Raw genomic sequence first — 19606 nt, forward strand, 5'->3', positions numbered from 1 at the left:
GAGGCCGGGCTTTTGAGCATCCTCGGACGCAATACCTATTCGAGGAAGGTAATCGGGTTGACCGGCGTCGCGTCCTTCCGAACTTCGAAATGGACCTGCGGCTGCTTGACGTTGCCGCTCATGCCGGAGACGGCGACCGTCTGGCCGCGCTGGATCTTCTGGCCGCGGGCAACACTCAAGGTATCGGCGTTGCCGTAGACGGTGACCGTACCATCGTCGTGGCGGACGAGGACCGTATTGCCGAGTTCCTTCAGGCCGTTGCCAGCATAGATGACCACGCCGTTTTCGGCCGCCTTGATCGGCGTACCTTGGGGCACGGAAATGTCGATGCCGTCGTTGCGGCTGCCGTTGACGTTGGCGCCGTAGGCGGCAATGACAGCTCCACGAACCGGCCAGCGATACTTGCCGATGCCGGTAGCCTCGGGTGCGGCGGATGCCACTTCCTTCTTGGCAGCCTCATCCACCGTCTCGGTGGCGACAGGAGCCTTGTAGGTTGCCGGCTGCGCGGCAGCAGTCGACGTTGCGGAGGCGGGCTCGGCGACTGGCTTCGGCTCTGCCTTTGCCGGAATGGAAGCCGTCTTCATGCCATCCTTAGAACCACCCGGAAGACTAAGCTCCTGACCGATGCGAATAGAACCGGCCGACAGGTTATTGGCGGCCTTCAGATCGTCGATGCTGGTGCCCGTCGCCTTGGCGATCTTGGCGAGCGAGTCACCCGGCTTGACGACGTAGGTGCCGCCGGCGCCCTTTGGCCCCTTGCCTGCACCGGCCGCAAGTTTGTTGGACAGATCGGCATTTGCGACTGACTTGTCACGGGCGGAGTTCGCACCCGGAACGACCGCAACGTTCTGTTCCTGCTGCTTGTTCGGTTGCGGCAGATGCCCACCTTTGGAGAGGTCGGCGCTTTGGGCGGCTGCCTTTGCTGCATTGCCTCCATTGAATGTCGGGATCAGGATGATCTGGCCCGGCTTGGCGGCAGCGGCAGCCTTGAAGCCGTTGACGCGAAGGATCTCCTTCTCCGGCACACCGTAGCGGTTGGCGAGTGTCGTGATGCTTTCACCCGGGCGAAGTGTGACGGACGGCGCATTGGTTGCCGACCAGCCGGAAACCTTGGGGTTCGTGCCGGTGACGATCGCGTCTGCCTTCGGTGGAACGAGAATGGGCGCCGACTTCTTCGGAGCAGTGGCGGCAGGGAATGGCTGGGCGAGTGCGACTTGCCTTTCACGGGATGGCGCTGCCGGTGCAACGGCGGAGGGAGCCGCGAGTTCGGAGCGCTGGACGGAAACAGGTGCCGAGGCCATGCGGGCGCTGGAGGCGCCATAAGCGGGCTGCGCGGGATAAGGCTGGCTCGTTGCCTGGCTACTTGGCGCGTAGCCGCCCTGTGCCAAATCCGCCTGCGGCACCGGATCGGCCTGCATACCTCTGCGAGGGATTGAGTTGGTCGTCATCTGGTCCTGACCGGATGACGAGAAGAGACCACCGAAACGTGTCACATCGGAACTGCAACCCGTTGCCGCACTCGCCAGCAAAGCCGCTATCAGGACATTACCGGCAGACTTGCCCACTCTTGGCGAAAGACTGAAACGCATGACTCGACCCACTGATTAACGCAACCATTTGTGGGTTTATTAAAGCGCGTTAGTATTACCACGCGGTTAAGGTGCCGGAATCCGCGAGATTTTTTTGAGGGATTGCTAACCATAGCAGCGCTTGCGAGCCAGTCGCCCTAGAGTTGAGATGCGAGACGAGGGACGATCGGAAGATAGGGTGTGTCGAACAGCTCCTCGCGCTCGAAGCGGCTGCCCGTTTTCGTGAGCCGCACGAGGCGACACTCGTTGTCGGAAATCATCAATGGAGCGATCATCGAACCGCCGGAAACGAGTTGGTCGGTGTAGAACCGTGGCATCGAATTGAACGCAGCGGTTACGACGATACGGTCGAAGGTCCCCTCTCCCTGCAGACCGGCACTGCCGTCAGCCTGGCGGATGATGACGTTTCGCAGTCCGAGCGAGTCTATGCGGCGCTGCGCATTCGTCGTCAGTGTCTTGTAGCGGTCGATCGTCAGCACGCGCTCGGCCATGCGAGCCATGACGGCGGTCATGAAGCCGCTGCCGGTGCCGACCTCGAGCACGCGTTGCCCGGGTTTGATTTTCAGGTGATGAAGGATCCTGACCGCGAGATCGACGCCCTCGATGAAGGAGCCGCATTCGATCGGGATCGTGCGGCTCGAATAGGCCTGCTCGGCAAACTGTGCCGGCACGAACAGCGACCGTGGCGTCTGCTCGACTGCTGTCAGCAGGTCCAGATCGGACACGCCTTCGGCTCGCAGCCTCAAGACGAGCGCCGCAAAACCTTCCTTCTCCACCAACCGTGCCGTCAAAATAGTCTACTCCGTACCCGAAAGCGCCCGCGCGACGCGGTCCTGTACGGAATAATCAGTCAGATCCAGTTTCAAAGGCGTTACCGAAATCTTGCGGCTTCTCAGGGCGTGAATATCCGTGCCTGCGACGAAGGCGCCGGCGCGTTCTCCAAACCGGAGCCAGTAATAGGGCAGGCCGCGCCCGTCGGAACGGGCATCGACCTGCAGGTTGAAGGCAAGCCGCCCTTGTGCCGTCACTTCCACGCCCTCGACCTCTTCCGGCCGGCAATTCGGAAAGTTCAGGTTCAGGAAGGTGCCGTCAGGCAGGTCGAGCGATATGAGCTTGTCGAGAAGTGCCGGCGCATGCGCCTCGCAGACCTCCCAGGGGACCACCCTTGCCCCGTCTTGGTGCAGATAGGCTTGGCTCAACGCAAAGGAGCGGACACCCTGCAGCGTGCCCTCGATCGCCCCGGCGACGGTGCCCGAATAGGTCACATCATCGGCGACGTTAGAGCCTGAATTGACGCCCGAGAGCACCAGGTCGGGCTTGACGTCCATAACCTGCTTGACGCCCATGATGACGCAATCGGTCGGAGTTCCGCGCAGCGCGAAATGCTTGTCGGAAATCTTCCGAAGCCGCAACGGCTCGGAAAGACTCAGCGAATGCGCAAGGCCGCTCTGGTCCGTCTCCGGCGCGACAATCCAGACATCATCGGACAGCGTCCGCGCAATCCGCTCCAGCGCCGCGAGGCCTTCCGCGTGAATGCCGTCGTCGTTGGTGAGCAGAATGCGCATCGGCTCAGGCCGCCCGTTCGATCTTCGTCAAACCGCCCATGTATGGCAGCAGAGCATCGGGAACGGTCACGGAACCATCCTCGTTCAGGTAGTTCTCCAGAACCGCAATCAGGCAGCGGCCGACCGCCGTGCCGGAACCGTTCAGCGTGTGGACGAACTTCGTCGCCTTGTCTTCCTTGCCGCGATAGCGCGCATTCATACGACGCGCCTGGAAATCGCCGCAGACCGAGCAGGACGAGATTTCACGATAGGTGTTCTGGCCGGGCAGCCAAACCTCGAGGTCGTAGGTCTTGCGCGAACCGAAGCCCATGTCGCCGGTGCAGAGCGTCATCGTGCGGAAATGCAAGCCGAGGCGCTTCAGCACCTCTTCGGCGCAAGCGGTCATACGCTCGTGCTCGGCAAGCGAACTCTCGGCATCGGTGATCGAGACGAGCTCGCACTTCCAGAACTGATGCTGGCGCAGCATACCACGCGTGTCGCGTCCGGCAGAGCCTGCCTCCGATCGGAAGGACGGGGTCAGCGCGGTGAAGCGAAGCGGCAGTTTCTCCTGGTCGAGGATTTCCCCCGAGACGAGATTGGTGAGCGTCACCTCGGCGGTTGGGATCAACCAGCGGCCATCCGTTGTCTTGAACAGGTCCTCCGCAAACTTTGGCAGCTGGCCGGTGCCGAACATGGCATCGTCACGAACCATCAGCGGCGAGCTGACTTCGGTATAGCCGTGCTCGCGCGTATGCAGGTCGATCATGAACTGACCGAGCGCACGCTCCAGCCGCGCCAGCGGGCCGGTCAGCACGGTAAAGCGCGATCCCGAGAGCTTCGCAGCCCGTTCGAAGTCCATGTAGCCGAGCGCTTCGCCGATTTCGAAGTGTTCCTTCGGCGTATGATTCCAGCGGGGCTTTTCGCCGACGACTCGGGCAACGGAATTGTCGTGCTCGTCCTTGCCAACCGGCACGTCATCGTGCGGGATGTTCGGAATGCGCGACAGCGCATCGTTCAGTTCGTCCGTCGCCTGCCGCTCGCCCTCTTCCGCGGCCGGAAGCAGCGACTTCAAGTCGGCTACTTCGGCCTTCAGCTTTTCAGCAAGTTCATTGTTTTTCTGGGCCATCGCAGCGCCGATCTCCTTGGAGGCGGCATTGCGGCGGGACAGCATGTCCTGGACGCTTTGGATGGCCGAACGGCGCTTTTCGTCGATCGCAATCAGGTTTTCGGACAAAGGCTCGGCACCACGCTTGGCAAGTGCCGCATCGAGGGCTTCGGGATTCTCACGGATCCATTTTATATCGAGCATCGTCGTTCCAGGTCGTTGTAAAAAGATAACCCGGCCAAAGCCCGGCTAGGCCTCGACCGGATGCTTGGAAGCGCTCATTGAGGGAAATCGTCAGACGTTGTCCGTCTTGGCAACGTCCGTGTTTCCTTCAGCCTCTTCGACCGCCTCGCGGGCACGCTGGCGCTCCACGAGTCGCGCCGCGTAGATGGAAATCTCGTAGAGAAGGATGGTCGGCAGTGCAAGGCCGATCTGGGACATCGGATCGGGCGGCGTCAGCACCGCTGCCACGATAAAAGCGAGCACGATCGCGAACTTGCGCTTCTCGGCCAGCCAATCGGAAGTCAGCAGCCCAACACGGGCGAGCAGCGTGGTGATGACAGGAAGCTGGAAGACCAGGCCGAACGAAAACACCAGCGTCATGATCAGGCTGAGGTACTCAGAGACCTTCGGAAGCAGCGAGATCGCGACATCGCCCTCACCCGGCGCCTGCTGCATGGTCAGGAAGAACCACATGACCATCGGCGTGAAGAAGAAATAGACGAGCGAAGCACCCATCAGAAACAGGACCGGCGACGCAATCAGAAACGGCAGGAAGGCCGCGCGCTCGTTCTTGTAGAGGCCAGGGGCGACGAACTTGTAGATCTGCGCCGCGATAATCGGAAAGGCGATGACCAGGCCGCCGAACATGGCGACCTTTACCTGCGTGAAGAAGAACTCCTGCGGCGCGGTGTATATGAGCTGCGCCTTGGACACGTCTAGATGCGCCCAGGTCACCGCCCACTTGTATGGATAGACGAGCACATTGAAGAGATGCTTGGCGAATATGAAGCAGGCGATGAACGCGACGAAAAACGCACCGATCGACCAGATCAGCCGCGTACGCAACTCCATCAGGTGTTCGATCAGTGGCTGCGGCTTGTCTTCGATTTCACCGCTCATGCGTCGTCCTTCTTCTTCTTTGCTGCCGTCTTCTTCGGAGCGGCTGTGGCGGCAACTGCCGCAGGCTTCTTGGCGGCCGCTGTCTTCGTCGAAGTCCGCTTGGGCTTTCCGACCGGAGCAGCAACCGCGGCAGGCGCAGGCTCCGCCTTGGCGCGCGGTTTATGGGCCGCCTTCGGCTTTTCCTGGGCTGCCGCATTTTCCACGCCTGCTGCAACAGGCGCCGGTGCTACGACCGGCGGCGTCTCTGGCAGGCTCATCAACGGCTCAGGAACCGATACGGCAGCCGGCGGAACTTCGGTCTTGTTATCGACCGTCGTCGCCTTCTGCAGGTCAGCCTTGATTTCGTTGCCCATCTGGCGAAGCGGGTTCATTGCTTCGCGCAAGGTGTTGACGGGGTTCAGCTTCTGCGCATCAGTCAGCGTCTGGCGAACTTCGTCCAGATCCGCTTCACGCAGGGCCTCGTCGAACTGGGCACGAAACTCACCGGCGACCTTACGAGCGCGCTGCGTCATCTTGCCGAACGCACGAAGCATCGGCGGCAAGTCCTTGGGACCAACCACCACGATCAATACGACCGCGATGACAAGCAGCTCGGTCCAGCCAATATCGAACATTCAAGGCTCCTGAACGGGAAACGTGGGGGCTACGTTGCCCGGAAGTGGATTACTTCGTCTCGTCGGCCTTGTGATCGACGGTCTTGGCAGTCGTGGACTCAGGCGCGTCTTCGTCGTTCATGCCCTTCTTGAAGCTCTTGATACCCTTGGCGACATCACCCATCAGCTCCGGAATCTTGCCGCGACCGAACAACAAAAGCACGATGACCAGAACGATCAGCCAGTGCCACATGCTAAAAGAACCCATTACGCTAACTCCCTGTTGCGATGTTTCCAGATGTAAGAGCTTCCTACACCAATTCCAACATCAAAGTTCCCCTTGGATTGTCGCTTAATGTCACGGGATCGCCCTCTGTGACAAGAGAATACACATCCGAAAAACTATGATCGGCATTGTTTTCGCGATGCGTGGCGGAACCAAGACAAATCCGATTAGTCTTCGGACCCGCCGCCCGGTGCAAGCAGGCCGAGTTCCTCAAGATCGAGTTGCGTTATTGGATCTTCGTCCTCGGTCAACTCGTCGCTCATCATAGGCGATGGTACATTGAAATTGGCCGGTATGCGACCGGAGAGCAGCCCTGCCCCCTTCAACTCTTCAAGCCCCGGCAGGTCGCGGAGTTCTTCCAGGCCGAAGTGATCGAGGAAATCGCGGGTGGTGCCGAGGGTGACAGGCCGGCCCGGCGTGCGCCTGCGGCCGCGAAACCGAACCCAACCCGCCTCCATCAGCACGTCGATTGTGCCGCGAGAGGTCTGCACGCCCCTGATGTCCTCGATTTCGGCGCGTGTCACCGGCTGATGATAGGCAATGATCGCCAATACTTCCAGGGCCGCGCGCGAGAGCTTCTTCGTTTCGTTCTCGTCGCGCCGGATGACGAAAGAGAGATCAGCGGCCGTTCGAAACGCCCACGCATCGTCTACCTGGACGAGGTTGACGCCGCGATGGGCATATTGCTCCTTCAGGCGCAACATGATGGCGCGGACGTTGAACGTGCGAGGCAAGCGATCTGCGATGAAGCTTTCGGAAACGGGCTGGGCGGACGCAAAGACCAGTGCCTCGGCGATGCGCTCTGCCTCGGTCTCCGCACGAACCTCGTCGTCTGAATCTTCCACCATTGCGCTATCGATGTGTTCGTCTTCCAGATCGGTCACGCCGGTCGCTCCTGTTCGACGACCTGCAGCGTCGCATGCTTGGGGCCCCGCCGCATGTAGAGGGGCCGGAAGGCTCCATCCTGCCGGATTTCGAGTTTGCCTTCGCGGACCAGCTCCAGCGAAGCCGCGAACGCACTGGCAATCGCCGTGACCCTGTCTTCCGGAGACGACATGTAACGCAACAGATAGGATTCGAGTGCAGTCCACTCGCTGACCTCGCCGAAAATGCGGGTCAGAAGCTCGCGGGCGTCCGTCAGCGACCAGACGTTGCGGCGCGCGATGGTGACCTGCGTCACGGCCTGACGCTGCCTGAGCGACGCGTAGGCCGTCAGCAGATCATAGAGGCTTGCATCATATGCGGACTGATGCCTGTCCGGGATGTGCTCTGGGGCGCCGCGAGCGAAGATATCCCGTCCGAGGCGGTTGCGATTGACAAGACCGCTCGCGGCCTCGCGCATCGCTTCGAGGCGTTTCAGGCGGAAGGCGAGCGTCGCCGCCATCTCCTCGCCGGAGGGCCCGTCGTCCTTGGCCTGCTGCGGGATCAGCAGACGCGATTTCAGGTAGGCAAGCCAAGCGGCCATCACGAGATAGTCGGCAGCAAGCTCTATCCGTATCCGCCGCGCGCTTTCGATGAACTGCAGATATTGCTCCGCCAGCGCAAGAACGGAGATGCGGGACAGATCGACCTTCTGATTGCGGGCGAGATAGAGCAAGAGGTCGAGGGGACCTTCGAAGCCGGCAACGTCGATCAGCAGGGCCGGATCGGAGCTCGCGCGCTCAGCACCGCTCTCCTGCCACAGCTTGTCCATCGGCGTAGCCGCCGTCTGTGGCCGTTCCGTGCCCTTGGTCGTCGTCACCCTGCCCTGTTCCTTTCGCAATCAGACCGTTGCAAACATCGCATCGAATTCGGCCCGAAGCGAGGCCTCGTCGGCCTTGTCAGCTGTCGGGAAGCCATTCAGCACCGCTTCTGCCCGCAAAAGCGACTGGCCTTGCAAGACCGGTACGTTTGCGACCACCTGCTGCATTTCGTCCATGTGGCCATTGCAATGCAACACGATATCACATCCACCGCCGATGATGTTGGCGGCGCGCTCACCGATCGTACCAGCAAGCGCGTTCATCGACGTATCATCGGAAAGCAACAGTCCTTTGAAGCCGATATGGTCGCGGATGACGCCGTCAATGACCTTGCGTGAGGTCGTTGCCGGACGCTCCGAGTCGATGGCCGCAAAGACAACATGACACGTCATCGCCATCAATTCGTTCTTCATGGCAATGAACGGCGGGAAATCGTGCGCCTCGAGTTCCGTGCGCGAGACGGTGACAACCGGCAGTTCGTGATGTGAATCCCCAAAGCCGCGCCCGTGGCCAGGCATGTGCTTCATCACAGGTAGAAGGCCACCCGCCTTCAAACCATCGGCAGCGGCACGCCCCATGGCCGTCACAGTTGCTGGATCACCGCCATAGGCGCGATTGCCGATCACGTTGCTGCTGCCTTCCACCGGCACATCCAGAACCGGCAGGCAATCAACGTTGATCCCGAGGCCCGAAAGATCGAAGGCGTGCAGCCGCGACATCAGCCATGCGGCTCGCAGGCCCTTTTCACTGTCCTGCCGATAGATATCACCAAGCTGTTGCCCCGACGGATAATGCTGGAAGATTGGCGGCCGGATACGCTGGACGCGTCCACCTTCCTGGTCGATCAGGACCGGCGCGTGCCAACCGACGGCGACTCGCATTTCCGCGACGAGGTCACTGATCTGTTGCGGCTCGGAAATATTGCGCCCGAACAGAATGAAGCCCCAGGGGCGCTCGGCGTTGAAAAACGCCTTTTCATCGGAAGTGAGGGATAGGCCGCTACAGCCAAGGATCATTGCTTTTGATTCGGTCATACCCGAATCATAGAGGTGCCTTGCGGAATTACGAGCCGCGTCAATCGGCATTCACAAAAAAAGCGGCGGACCAGAGGCCCGCCGCGGACCAGAGGCCCGCCGCTTTCATTGAATGCTTGCAGAAACTTACTTCGAGATAAGGCAGCTACCGCCTGCAGCACGGTACTTTTCGCAAATGGCCGCGGCTTCGTCCTTGGAGCCTGCCGGGATACGAAGGCGGTAGAACGTGCCCTTGCCCGCAATATCCGCCTTGCGGATCTCGTAGCTGCGACCGGCAAGCACGCTCGCGAACTTCTTCGAAAGGCTAGCGAAGGTCTTCTTCGCCTCTTCCTCGGAGGGAAGCGATGCGATCTGGACGCCATAACCGCTAGCTGATGCAGTCGGCTGAGCCTGGGTCGCAGCCGGCGAAACAGCGGCAACGTCCTTCGGCTTCTGGGCTGCCGGCGCTTCAACCGGTGCCTTCGCCGCATCGGTCACGGGGCGCGCTGCGGGAGCCGGTGCAGTGTCGCTCACCGTCGAGCTCTTCACGGCGCGAACCGGCGGATCGACATTCGCCGGAGTGGCGGCAGCCGCCTTGGCCAGCGCGTTTTCAGAGGGAGCCTGAGCCGCCGTCGGCTTGGTTGCTTCAACCGGAGTCGAACGGATGTCAGCGGCAGCAACCTGTCCCGACGCCGGGAAATTAGCAGCTGTGCCGCCAGCCGGCTTTGAGCCAGCCGTGATCTTCTGCGTCTGAACCGCCGTTGCCTTCGGCAGCGTCGGGGCCGCTTGAGGGGCCGGCTCGTCGCGGGCAACCAGAGTGCCGTCCGGTCGGACGATCATGGTGCGGACCTTGCGGGCGGAAACCGATGGAGCCTGATTGGCATTGTCTGCCTCGTCGGCAGCGGCCGTATCCTCGCTCGGCAGCAGGCGCGGATCCTCGGTGTCTCCGACAGGTGTCGCCATGGGCGGCGTCGCGATATCGCTGTCGTTGTCCTCAGGCAGCGTTTCCGGTGTCAGCGTGCGCTGCACGACGTCCACCGGCTGCTCGTCACTGGATACAAGCGCCTTCTGCTTCGGCGCCTCAGCAGCGGCCCCACCAACGCTGTCGTAAACAGCCTTGTCCTGGTTCGGCACGGTCTTGCCACCGGGGTTTTCCGGTACGACCTTAACCGGCTCGTTGTCCGCCGTGATCACGCGCGGCTCGCCGGAGGCGATGCCGAGGCCACCATCGCGGGCCAGGAACGTGTAACCTGCATAGGCGACACCGCCGAACACGACGATTGCCGCAGCGGCAGCCAGCATACGCTTCATCGAGCGTGCGCGGCTCATGTCCTCGGCTTCACTCGCCGACTGGATCTGTACCTGAGAAACGTTCTCGCGGCGCTGTACCGGCTCGTTGACGCTCCGGCGGAAGTCTTCTTCCAAAGCGCGCTCGAACTCGTCCAAGCCCTGCAATGGTGCCTGCTTGGCGACGGACGCTGCCGGTGTTGCAGTCGGCGCGACTGAGACGGGCGCAAGGGTCCGCCATTCCTCGACGACCGGTTTCGCGGGCATTTCCACCGGATTTGCGGGTGCAAGAAGGTTGGCGATCTCGGCGTCGACGTCGAAATCGAAATCGGAGGTCGCTACGACCGGCTCCGGCTGCTCAATAGGCGGCAGCACGGGCACGTGCATCTCTTCGACGGCTTCCGGATGATATTCCGCATCCGAGATCATCGAGGGATCGAACGGGAGATCGTCTCCGGCATCGGCCGTGAATGCGGGTGTAACAGGCGCCTTCACGACGAACGCTGCCTCGGCCGTGGCCTGGTGGATCGGGGCGGCAGCAACGACCGGAGCGGGCGCCGGCTGGAAAGCGGGCACCGGGGCAACCGGCTGAGGTCTGACCACCTCGACATGCTGTGCCTGAACTCGCGCCGGCTCGACCGCTTGCGGTTGCACCTTCACGGGCTCAGCAAAGTCAAAGTCGGCAAGCTCCAGCTCGATACCTTCAAGATCGAGTTCAAAGTCATGTCCAGCGAAAGGATCGTCACCTTCCGGTTCGGCCTTGGCCGTGGGAGCGGCCAGAGGCGGCTCGACCGGCTTCGGCAACGACGCCACTACGCGGGGGGGCTCCGGCGAGTGCGGAATCTCTGCGACATCGGCCGCAGGCGTGTTCTGACGCTCAGGAACAGGGTAATGCGATACGTCGGCGAGGAGTTCGTCGATATCGAAGGCAATATCGTCGCTCTCCGTCGGCGCGGCTTCGGTCAGCGCGGCATCGGCCTGAAGGGCACCGTCATCCTTCGCTGCAGCAGCCAGATCGAAGGCGCTGTGATCGATGATAGGTTCAGCGAACGGCGCCCCTTGAGGCACCTCAGACGCATCGTAAACCGCCTCGGCTTCTTCGTGCCGGTCGATTTCAGCAGGAAAGCCTGCGGCAACGGGCACTTCGAAAACAGCAGCGCTCTCCGACGCAGCGGCGACTGGCTCCGGCGCTACAACAGGAATAATCGGCGCGGGTGAAGGCTCATCGCGACGTGCCGGATGAAAGTTGGCGATCGGCAACCGAATGCTGGCCGCAGACCACTGGGGCGCCTTGGCGGGGGCCACCGAAGGAGCGGGAGCCGGCGACGCGCCGATTGACATCTCGAGTTCTTCGATCAGATCCCGTGCGCCACCTGAAATCTGCTCGCCCTCACGGACGGCATTCGACGCCCAAGCGGCAGGGGTGAGGTTGGAAGCCGCGTCCAAAGACTGATGGGCCACCGGCTCGCTCGCGACTTCAGGCTCGACAGCAAATTCCGGCTCGGCCTGGGCGACCGGCGAAAGATCGGCTTCGACAAGAGCCTCAAAGGCAGCTGGTTGCTCGAAAGGGGGTTCGGGCAGATCGAAGGAAGCCTCAGACTGAGGCGCATCGTAGCGCTCGAATTCGCGCAACAATTCATCCTCGAGATTGAAGGCCGGCTCCTGTCGGGGGGCATCTTCGACGGTATTTGCTGCTACCCGCGGCTCGAAGCCGACGATGCGGGCAAGTTCCGCCAAAGGATCATCGTCAGCAAAGAGGTCCGTATTCTTACGCGTGTCATACGCCCGCTGTTTGTCTGCCATACTCATCCCACTCGCAACTGCTAAGGTTTATGCCAGAGCATTGTGGGTAAATGGTGACGCTACCGCATCTCATCCGGCGCAGCGGTACCCGCAATGGCAAGTCCCGACTTCAAAACCGACGCAACGGCGTACACCAGCCCTAATCTGGCTATACTCGATTCTCGGTTCTTATCGTTAATAAATCGTAAGTCTACTTGATCCTTACCTTTATTCCAGTGCGCATGGAAAGAACTCGCCAGATCATAGAGGTAAAATACGACGCGGTGAGGCTCCTGTGACTGCGCCGCAGACTCGACCAAGCGTGGAAACTCCGCGGCCTTCGCAACCAGCTGCAATTCCGCGGGATCCGAGATGCCCGCAACAGCATTAGCAAGGTTGGCCGGGGTCACGTCGAGGTCAGGAAACGCCTCCTTCGCCTGCCGGAAAACAGACATGCAGCGCGCATGTGCATACTGCACGTAGAACACCGGATTATCCTTCGATTGCTCCGTTACTTTGGCGAAATCGAAGTCCAGCGGTTCCGAACTCTTCCGGTAGAGCATCATGAAACGAACCGAATCGCGACCGACCTCCTCGACGACGTCGCGGAGCGTGACGAAGTCGCCCGAGCGCTTCGACATCTTGACCGGCTCGCCATTGCGGAACAGCTTCACGAGCTGGCAAAGAAGGACGGTCAGCTTTGCCTTACCTTCGGAAACGCCGCGAGCGACCGCTTCCAGGCGCTTGACGTAGCCGCCGTGATCAGCACCGAGAACATAGATCATCTCGTTGAAATCGCGGTCGAATTTGTTCTTGAAGTAAGCAACGTCGGCAGCAAAATAGGTGTAGGAACCGTCCGACTTGATCAGCGGGCGATCCATGTCGTCGCCGACTTCCGTCGAGCGAAACAGCGTCTGCTCGCGATCTTCCCAATCCTCGGGCAACTGGCCCTTCGGCGGCGGCAGTGTGCCCTTGTAGACGTGTCCCTTGAAAGTCAGGTCGTTGATCGCCGTGCGGATCGCGGCGGCGCCATTGGCATGCAGCGTGCGCTCCGAGAAGAAGACGTCGTGATGCACGTTCAGAGCATCCAGATCATCGCGGATCATCGCCATCATCGCATCAATGGTGCGATCCTTGACGAGCGGCATCCACTGCTCTTCCGGCATGTTGTGCAGCTTGACGCCGTAATCATTCGCGAGCGACTGACCGACCGGGATGAGATAGTCGCCAGGATAAAGGCCGGGCGGAATCTCTCCGATCTTCTCGCCGAGCGCTTCGCGGTAACGCAGGAACACGGAGCGCGCCAGCACGTCGATCTGCGAGCCGGCATCGTTGATGTAGTACTCCTTGACGACATCAAAGCCGGCAAAAGAAAGCAGGTTGGCTAGGGCGTCGCCGACAACGGCGCCGCGGCAATGGCCGACATGCATAGGACCAGTCGGGTTTGCCGACACATACTCGACGTTGACCCGCTTGCCAGCGCCAATCGTCGAGCGGCCGTAGTCTGTACCGGCCTCAATCATCGAGGCAAGCAGGCGCTGCCAGTAACCGACGGAGAGCCTGAGGTTGATGAAGCCGGGTCCAGCTACCGAGACGTCAGCGACGTCGGCGTCTTCCTTCAACTTCTCCGTGATGATCTCAGCCAAGGCGCGCGGATTGGTGCCGAGCGGCTTTGCGAGCACCATCGCGGCGTTGGTTGCAACATCGCCGTGGCTCGGGTCGCGTGGCGGTTCGATCGCGATGCGGCCGAAATCCACCTCGGATCGCTTCTCCTTGACAAGATCGATCTGTTCAAGGGCGGTTTTAATCCGGGCGTCGAAATCGGTAAAAAGGTTCATCGCACTCTTCCATGCATAGGCTTTGCCACAAGGCATTTGTCCGGTCCTAGCCGGGCGACCGCTGCCTATCGCAAATCTGGAGTGTGGTCAAACAATCGCCTGTGGGCACTGATCGCGTAGGTGTCGGTCATCCCCGCCAGATAGTCGCCGACATGGCGCGCCCTCGCCGCTTCGGCAAGCCCTGCGATGTGATCCACCCAATAGTGGCTCTGCATCTCCTTTGGATTGGCCATATAGGCCGCGAAGAGATCGGTCACGATCTGCGCAGCACCGGCACGAATACGCATGATCTCGGGGTGCCGGTAGATGCGCTTGAACAGCATCGCCTTGATCTGCCGGTCAGTCTCGGACATCTCGTCGGAGAATGTCGCGATTACCCGATTGGCCAGGCGAACATCCGTTGCGCTTTTCGGCTTGATCTCCGCAAGACCCCGTTGGGCAACGGAAATGACGTCTTCGACCATCCGCGTGATCTGGCGGCGCATGATCTCGTGGGTAAAGCGGCTGGGCTCAAGGTTCGGATAGCGTTCCCGTACCTCGGCCATCAGACCGGCCAGAAACGGGATCTCCTCCAGCATCTCAAAGCTCAGGTAGCCGGAGCGAAGCCCGTCGTCGATGTCATGCGTGTTGTAGGCAATATCGTCAGCGATGGCGGCCACCTGTGCCTCAAGGCTGGCATAGGTATCCAGTTCCAGGTCGTGGATTTCGCAATAATCCAGGATCGGCTGTGGAACTGGCCCGCGCGTGCCGGCACCGTCCTTCGTCAGAAGCGGGCCGTTGTGCTTGACCAGCCCTTCAAGGCTTTCCCATGTCAGATTGATGCCATCGAAATCGGCATAGCGGCGCTCCAGCTTAGTTACGATGCGCAGCGATTGGGCGTTGTGATCGAACCCGCCGTAGGGCAGCAGAACCTCGTGCAGCGCATCTTCGCCGGTGTGACCGAAGGGCGTGTGGCCGAAATCATGGACGAGCGCCACGCCCTCAGCGAGATCTTCGTCCAGCTTCAATGCCCGGGCCAGCGCGCGGGCAACTTGCGCGACCTCGATCGTGTGCGTCAAACGGGTGCGATAATGATCGCCGTCCTGGGCGATGAAGACCTGCGTCTTGTGCTTCAGCCGGCGAAATGCGGTCGTGTGAACAATACGATCCCGGTCACGCTGAAAATCCGACCGTGTCGGGCTGAAATCCTCGGGATAAAGCCTGCCGCGAGTCTTCCAAGGGTCCGCTGCATAGACGGCCCTCTCGCTGTCGCCATAACCCAAAGCATGCCTGTCGATCGTCATTCGTCACCATTACTTATATGCGGCAGCCCGCCCATTGACGCCGCCCTGCACTCTTCATACCTATAAGAGCATAAACGGCAAAGTGATGCTTTGGCAGTCACTTTGCTCGAACTGGCGCTTTCGTGGTATAGAGCGCAAGTGGCTATGAAATCAGCCGCTTGAAACGAGCGGCTAACAGATATTCTCTCCGGATCTTGACCCCGGCAGGAGCAAACATGACGGACACAAGTGTAACCCTTTCCGATGCCGCGGCAAAACGAATCGCGGCGATCGTCGGCACCGAACCCGGGAAGAGCGCCCTGCGCGTTTCCGTAGAAGGCGGCGGCTGCTCAGGCTTTTCCTACAAGTTCGACCTTGCAGATGACCCGCAGGACGACGACACGATCGTCGAAAAGAACGACGCCAAGGTGCTGATCGACAGCCTCTCGTTGGTCTACATGGCCGGATCCGAGATTGACTTCGTCGACAATCTCCTTGGCCAATCCTTCCAGATCAAGAACCCGAACGCAGTTGCAAGTTGCGGCTGCGGCACAAGCTTCTCGATCTAATCCCTTTCCCTGGTATCCACATCGAACCGGCCGAAAGATTCCCTTGCGGCCGGTTTTATCGTCTTGTCCGCGATCGAAAGAGCGCGATACAAGAAGCCGACGAAGCGGAATAGGACACCCCATGAAGATCGCGACCTGGAACATCAATGGCGTCAAGGCGCGCATCGACAATCTTACGCAATGGCTGAAGGACTCCGACCCCGATATCGTCTGCCTGCAGGAAATCAAGACGATCGACGAGGGCTTCCCGAGGCTCGAAATCGAAGCGATGGGCTATCATGTCGAGACACACGGCCAGAAGGGCTTCAATGGCGTCGCGATCCTTTCCAAGACCAAACCTGACGAAGTGAGCCGCGGGCTGCCGGGCGATCCGCTCGATGAGCAGGCTCGCTTCCTGGAAGCCGTCTTTTCGCTGCCGGGCAACCGCGTCGCCCGCGTGTGCTGCCTGTACCTGCCGAACGGCAATCCTGTTGAAACCGAGAAATACAGCTACAAGCTCGCCTGGATGGAACGGCTGCGCTCATTCGCGGCCGACCGTCTGGCCTACGAGGAAATCCTGATCCTCGCAGGGGACTACAACGTCATCCCGGAGCCGCATGACTGCTTCGACCCGAACGCCTGGGAGAACGACGCGTTGTTCCTGCCGCAGACGCGCCAGGCATTCCGCAAACTAGGAGGCCTTGGACTGACGGATGCCGTGCGCGCGACGACCGATGCCGTTCAACTCTACTCGTTCTGGGATTATCAGGCGGGTGCCTGGCAGAAGAACAACGGCATTCGCATCGACCACCTGTTGCTTTCGCCTGAGGCTGCCGATCGCATGACATCATCAGCGATCGAAAAGCACGTTCGTGCCTGGGAGAAGCCGTCAGACCACGTGCCAGTCGTAGCATACTTCGATTTCGCGGCCTGAGCTTTTTCGTTCAGATTGGCGACAGCGCTCAGCGCGCTTTAATCGGCGCCGTTGACAGCGATCTTGTGAGAAAGCGCCACGGCCGAGCGGCGATCGCTTTCCGTTGCGACGGAGAAAGCCTGCTCCTGCAGGGTCTCCATCCAACCGCAGTCCGTGGGCTTGCAGCGGTCGAGCGCCGCGGTCATTAGCGCGAGCCCGTTGGCTGCCTGCCCTTCCTGGAAGAGGATATTGCCGAAGACGGCCATGGCACCGGGATGGCCGCTCTTGCGGGCCTGGTTGAGCCACTTCTTTGCCTGCTGCGAGCTGGTGCTGCCGCCTTCGCCCGCCAGCATCATCTGTGCCAGCTGGAACTGCGCCTCGGGCACCCCGAAGGTAGACGCGACCTGGAAGTAGAGTTGACGCGCCTGGTTGAGATCGGTCTTTACAGGGCTACCGGGAATTCCGTGCTTGTAATAGTTGGCAAGCGACAGAAGGGCGTTGACGAAGAAGCCTGTATCTTCAGAGCCAGGCTCGACGCCCTGCTGCGCAATCTCGCTGTAGATCTTGAAAGCTTCGAAATCATCCTGCGCGACGCCATCGCCGTCGGCATACATGTTGGCGAGCGCCCAGCGTGAGCCCGTGTGTCCCTTTTCCGCCGCGTATTTATAGGCTTCGACCGCCTCTTCCTTCTGGCCGTTCTTGTAGGCTTTGAAACCGAACTTGAAGAGGTCGAACGGGCCAGACTCCTTCGATACACCCGACTTTATGTCGAATGCACCCGCTGGGGAGACAATTGCCGCGCAACAGGCAATGGAAATCCCCATGAGCATCATTCTGAAAGGTCTGAACTCGGACGTCAGCATTTCACTCGGTTTCTTTCGCTTCCACCCATGCGGACTTTCGATCCGCGGATGCATTCCTCCCGGCGAGCGATCCCGCGGTGGGCTCAAAGGCCCCTTTGCCCGCGTCGCATCCAGCCTTCCGCCCTCCTGCGAGAGCTTCAATTCCAAGTGCATCGACACTGTCCACCCGCTGCCCGGCGCGGCTCCCCCGCGATGCCATTCGCCTCACTCCCGCGGCCCGGCTCTGCGCCTTTCCGCTGTCGAGAAAAAGGTAATCACCAATTGTGACCAAACCTGTGTCGTTGTTACCGGAAGCCGATTCCGACGACACCGATCGGTCTGAATGCGAGGAGAAAGAGAGGTTCGGAAGCGCAACGTCAGAGCGAAGTTCTGAGACGGAATAGCCTTGCGGGAAAAGGGAAATGGCGCTAGCCGCGGCATCGTTGCCGTGGGCCTCACCCACCCTGACTGTATCCGCTAGGAATTCGCTCATCGTACTCTTTTACGCGCACCTTACGCCTGTCATTCCCTCGCCCGCATATAGCGCTGCGCCTAGTTTGTGGCGGGAAATGGACAATTTCAGCTTGGCATCATCTTACGCAAATGCTGGTAAAAAACTGTTGCTGAATCGTCACAAAACGAGACACGGAATCGGCATGCTTAACGACCCGTACACAAAGAAAAGCCCGGCAGTTTTGCCGGGCTGATCTGCGGTTCATCTTTGAAACCTAGAATTTCACCTTGATGCTGGTCGAGACAGCGGCCACGAGATCATTGCCGAAGTCGTAAGAGACGTCGGTTCCGTAGGGAACACCATTCTCCACCAGCACTCCGGAGGAACCGCTCGTCAGAACGCCGAGGGCACCGGCAAGGCGCCATTCAATGTTGTCGGTCGGGTTATAAGCAGCGCCGACCCCAACCGTCCAGCTGTCCGTCTGAGAGCCATAGCCGTGGCTCGTACCGCGGTCCCAAGTCAGGCTGACAGCGCCGGTCCACTGCTCATTGAACTTGTGACCAATGCCGCCGGTAATGGTCCAGCCATCTTGATAGAGCAGATCAAGAGACGTGAGCTGAGTTCCGCTCGTGGCGGTGCAAGCCCTGCCCTTCGTGTATGTAGGGCAGAGTGAGATCGACTGGAGGACACTCCAGTTGGTCCATTTCACAGAACCAAATGCCAGCCAATCTGGCGCAATACCACTCTGAAGCTTTAGCTCCAGTGAGTCGGGAGCTTCCGCCTCGCCGAAGACATTCGTGACTGCGCCATAGGGCGCGGCATTCAGCGGTGCGACTGGCGCCCGGACCTGCGTCAGGTCAACCGTACCACTCAGGCTGTCATACTTCACACGGCTGTTATAGACCAAGCTCGCGCGCATCGCGTATTCTGGAATTTCATATGCGATGCCAGTCCGCCATCCCCAAGCATTGTCTTCAAGGTCCAACCGACCTACGCCCGTTCCGGTGCCGAATGCGATTGGAACCGTGCTAACTAGGCGCTCCTTGAAGCCTTCCACTTCCTGATAGAAGGCGCCGCCAATCAAGCGAAGCTGGCCAGGGCCCACATCAAACTTGTACGAGCACGTCGTGGCATAGTTATGCGTCTTGATCTTCGTTTCGATGTTGTTGTTGGCACCTGCCCAATTGATGCCGGGATTCGTGTGTGCGCCAAATGGCTCGGAGTAGTCGAAGAGGCAGTCCACATCTTCATACCCGGCCTTGAAACCGATGTAGGGGACTGCATAATTCTCTGTGTCGTCCGCCGAGTGGGACCGATTGTTCAGGTTTCCGCCGCCGGGCCGAATGGAAGGATCAGTGTCCCTCACATTCTTCAATTCGCGCTGCGGCATGACGTAGATCACGGCCGACTGCGCTGAAAACCGCGACTGATCAAACAGCAGATCGATATTATAGCCGCTGCGGTCAAGACCGCCCGCGAAGGACGGCTGCGCCAGCGTTGAAAATAGAACCAGCGACACAATGCTGGCCGAAATCATACGAGATGCCAAGGTGTCTCCCCCACTCGGGCAATTGCAATGGCGGGACTGTGCCGACGATGCCGATAAATGGCAACTTTGTGATCGGGCGTGATTAGAAACTGCACCAACAGATGCTTTACGTAAAAATTTGACGGGCACGTCAATAT

At 60.2% G+C, this 19606-nt stretch carries 17 protein-coding genes; 2 read left to right on the forward strand and 15 right to left on the reverse strand.

Going from position 1 to position 19606, the window contains the following annotated elements; genetic code table 11:
• Window positions 1–35: 35 nt before the first annotated feature.
• From RHIBUN_RS0107560 to RHIBUN_RS0107620, 13 genes are all read right to left on the reverse strand, one after another.
• Window positions 36–1589 (reverse strand): peptidoglycan DD-metalloendopeptidase family protein, encoded by a 1554-nt coding sequence (locus RHIBUN_RS0107560; RefSeq protein ID WP_025659082.1) that lies wholly within the window; start codon window positions 1587–1589, stop codon window positions 36–38.
• 137 nt (window positions 1590–1726) lie between these two features.
• Entirely contained in the window at window positions 1727–2380 is a 654-nt protein-coding gene (locus RHIBUN_RS0107565; protein WP_025659083.1) for a protein-L-isoaspartate(D-aspartate) O-methyltransferase, read from the reverse strand.
• A 6-nt stretch (window positions 2381–2386) separates the two neighbouring features.
• Window positions 2387–3154 (reverse strand): 5'/3'-nucleotidase SurE, encoded by a 768-nt coding sequence (gene surE / locus RHIBUN_RS0107570; RefSeq protein WP_018859382.1) that lies wholly within the window; start codon window positions 3152–3154, stop codon window positions 2387–2389.
• A 4-nt stretch (window positions 3155–3158) separates the two neighbouring features.
• The gene (gene serS, locus RHIBUN_RS0107575; RefSeq protein WP_025659084.1) at window positions 3159–4442 is read right to left on the reverse strand and encodes a serine--tRNA ligase; all 1284 of its coding nucleotides are present in this window, start codon (window positions 4440–4442) and stop codon (window positions 3159–3161) included.
• A 90-nt stretch (window positions 4443–4532) separates the two neighbouring features.
• The gene (gene tatC, locus RHIBUN_RS0107580) at window positions 4533–5360 is read right to left on the reverse strand and encodes a twin-arginine translocase subunit TatC (protein ID WP_018859384.1); all 828 of its coding nucleotides are present in this window, start codon (window positions 5358–5360) and stop codon (window positions 4533–4535) included.
• Window positions 5357–5974 carry a Sec-independent protein translocase protein TatB gene (gene tatB / locus RHIBUN_RS0107585; RefSeq protein WP_025659085.1) on the reverse strand — a complete coding sequence of 206 codons (618 nt, stop codon included), beginning with the start codon at window positions 5972–5974 and terminating at the stop codon, window positions 5357–5359. Before tatB ends, tatC begins: the two co-directional genes overlap by 4 nt.
• Before the next feature lie 49 nt (window positions 5975–6023).
• Window positions 6024–6221 carry a twin-arginine translocase TatA/TatE family subunit gene (locus RHIBUN_RS0107590; protein WP_007532194.1) on the reverse strand — a complete coding sequence of 66 codons (198 nt, stop codon included), beginning with the start codon at window positions 6219–6221 and terminating at the stop codon, window positions 6024–6026.
• 185 nt (window positions 6222–6406) lie between these two features.
• Window positions 6407–7087, reverse strand: coding sequence for an SMC-Scp complex subunit ScpB (scpB, locus tag RHIBUN_RS0107595; RefSeq protein ID WP_051420040.1), 681 nt, complete (start codon window positions 7085–7087; stop codon window positions 6407–6409).
• 32 nt (window positions 7088–7119) lie between these two features.
• A complete protein-coding gene (locus RHIBUN_RS0107600; RefSeq protein WP_025659087.1) occupies window positions 7120–7980 on the reverse strand; it encodes a ScpA family protein in 861 nt (286 codons plus the stop codon).
• A 21-nt stretch (window positions 7981–8001) separates the two neighbouring features.
• Complete coding sequence (nagZ, locus tag RHIBUN_RS0107605; RefSeq protein WP_025659088.1) at window positions 8002–9015, reverse strand: beta-N-acetylhexosaminidase; 1014 nt, start codon at window positions 9013–9015, stop codon at window positions 8002–8004.
• A gap of 126 nt (window positions 9016–9141) precedes the next feature.
• Entirely contained in the window at window positions 9142–12084 is a 2943-nt protein-coding gene (locus RHIBUN_RS0107610) for an SPOR domain-containing protein (protein WP_025659089.1), read from the reverse strand.
• A gap of 59 nt (window positions 12085–12143) precedes the next feature.
• The gene (gene argS / locus RHIBUN_RS0107615) at window positions 12144–13901 is read right to left on the reverse strand and encodes an arginine--tRNA ligase (protein ID WP_025659090.1); all 1758 of its coding nucleotides are present in this window, start codon (window positions 13899–13901) and stop codon (window positions 12144–12146) included.
• Window positions 13902–13966: 65 nt separating this feature from the next.
• On the reverse strand, window positions 13967–15184 hold the full coding sequence (locus RHIBUN_RS0107620; RefSeq protein WP_025659091.1) for a deoxyguanosinetriphosphate triphosphohydrolase: 1218 nt from the start codon (window positions 15182–15184) through the stop codon (window positions 13967–13969).
• 215 nt (window positions 15185–15399) lie between these two features.
• On the opposite strand from RHIBUN_RS0107620, the gene erpA reads away from it, so the two are divergent.
• Window positions 15400–15732, forward strand: a complete 333-nt coding sequence (gene erpA, locus RHIBUN_RS0107625; protein WP_018859392.1) for an iron-sulfur cluster insertion protein ErpA — start codon at window positions 15400–15402, stop codon at window positions 15730–15732.
• A gap of 121 nt (window positions 15733–15853) precedes the next feature.
• On the forward strand, window positions 15854–16645 hold the full coding sequence (gene xth / locus RHIBUN_RS0107630; protein ID WP_025659092.1) for an exodeoxyribonuclease III: 792 nt from the start codon (window positions 15854–15856) through the stop codon (window positions 16643–16645).
• A gap of 38 nt (window positions 16646–16683) precedes the next feature.
• On the opposite strand, the gene exoR is transcribed toward xth, so the two are convergent.
• Window positions 16684–17487, reverse strand: coding sequence for an exopolysaccharide production regulator ExoR (gene exoR / locus RHIBUN_RS0107635; protein WP_025659093.1), 804 nt, complete (start codon window positions 17485–17487; stop codon window positions 16684–16686).
• Between the two features lie 707 nt (window positions 17488–18194).
• On the reverse strand, window positions 18195–19469 hold the full coding sequence (locus tag RHIBUN_RS0107645; RefSeq protein ID WP_025659095.1) for an OmpP1/FadL family transporter: 1275 nt from the start codon (window positions 19467–19469) through the stop codon (window positions 18195–18197).
• Window positions 19470–19606 lie beyond the last annotated feature (137 nt).

It is taken from the genome of Rhizobium sp. IBUN (assembly GCF_000510625.1).
Taxonomy (GTDB): Bacteria; Pseudomonadota; Alphaproteobacteria; order Rhizobiales; family Rhizobiaceae; genus Rhizobium; species Rhizobium altiplani.

Coding starts and splice junctions, on each gene's coding strand:
- surE (WP_018859382.1), bottom strand. CDS start 3,154: ATGCGCATTCTGCTCACCAACGACGACGGCATTCACGCGGAAGGCCTC.
- scpB (WP_051420040.1), bottom strand. CDS start 7,087: ATGGTGGAAGATTCAGACGACGAGGTTCGTGCGGAGACCGAGGCAGAG.
- exoR (WP_025659093.1), bottom strand. CDS start 17,487: ATGCTGACGTCCGAGTTCAGACCTTTCAGAATGATGCTCATGGGGATT.
- RHIBUN_RS0107620 (WP_025659091.1), bottom strand. CDS start 15,184: ATGACGATCGACAGGCATGCTTTGGGTTATGGCGACAGCGAGAGGGCC.
- argS (WP_025659090.1), bottom strand. CDS start 13,901: ATGAACCTTTTTACCGATTTCGACGCCCGGATTAAAACCGCCCTTGAA.
- tatB (WP_025659085.1), bottom strand. CDS start 5,974: ATGTTCGATATTGGCTGGACCGAGCTGCTTGTCATCGCGGTCGTATTG.
- serS (WP_025659084.1), bottom strand. CDS start 4,442: ATGCTCGATATAAAATGGATCCGTGAGAATCCCGAAGCCCTCGATGCG.
- erpA (WP_018859392.1), top strand. CDS start 15,400: ATGACGGACACAAGTGTAACCCTTTCCGATGCCGCGGCAAAACGAATC.
- RHIBUN_RS0107610 (WP_025659089.1), bottom strand. CDS start 12,084: ATGGCAGACAAACAGCGGGCGTATGACACGCGTAAGAATACGGACCTC.
- RHIBUN_RS0107590 (WP_007532194.1), bottom strand. CDS start 6,221: ATGGGTTCTTTTAGCATGTGGCACTGGCTGATCGTTCTGGTCATCGTG.
- RHIBUN_RS0107560 (WP_025659082.1), bottom strand. CDS start 1,589: ATGCGTTTCAGTCTTTCGCCAAGAGTGGGCAAGTCTGCCGGTAATGTC.
- nagZ (WP_025659088.1), bottom strand. CDS start 9,015: ATGACCGAATCAAAAGCAATGATCCTTGGCTGTAGCGGCCTATCCCTC.
- xth (WP_025659092.1), top strand. CDS start 15,854: ATGAAGATCGCGACCTGGAACATCAATGGCGTCAAGGCGCGCATCGAC.
- tatC (WP_018859384.1), bottom strand. CDS start 5,360: ATGAGCGGTGAAATCGAAGACAAGCCGCAGCCACTGATCGAACACCTG.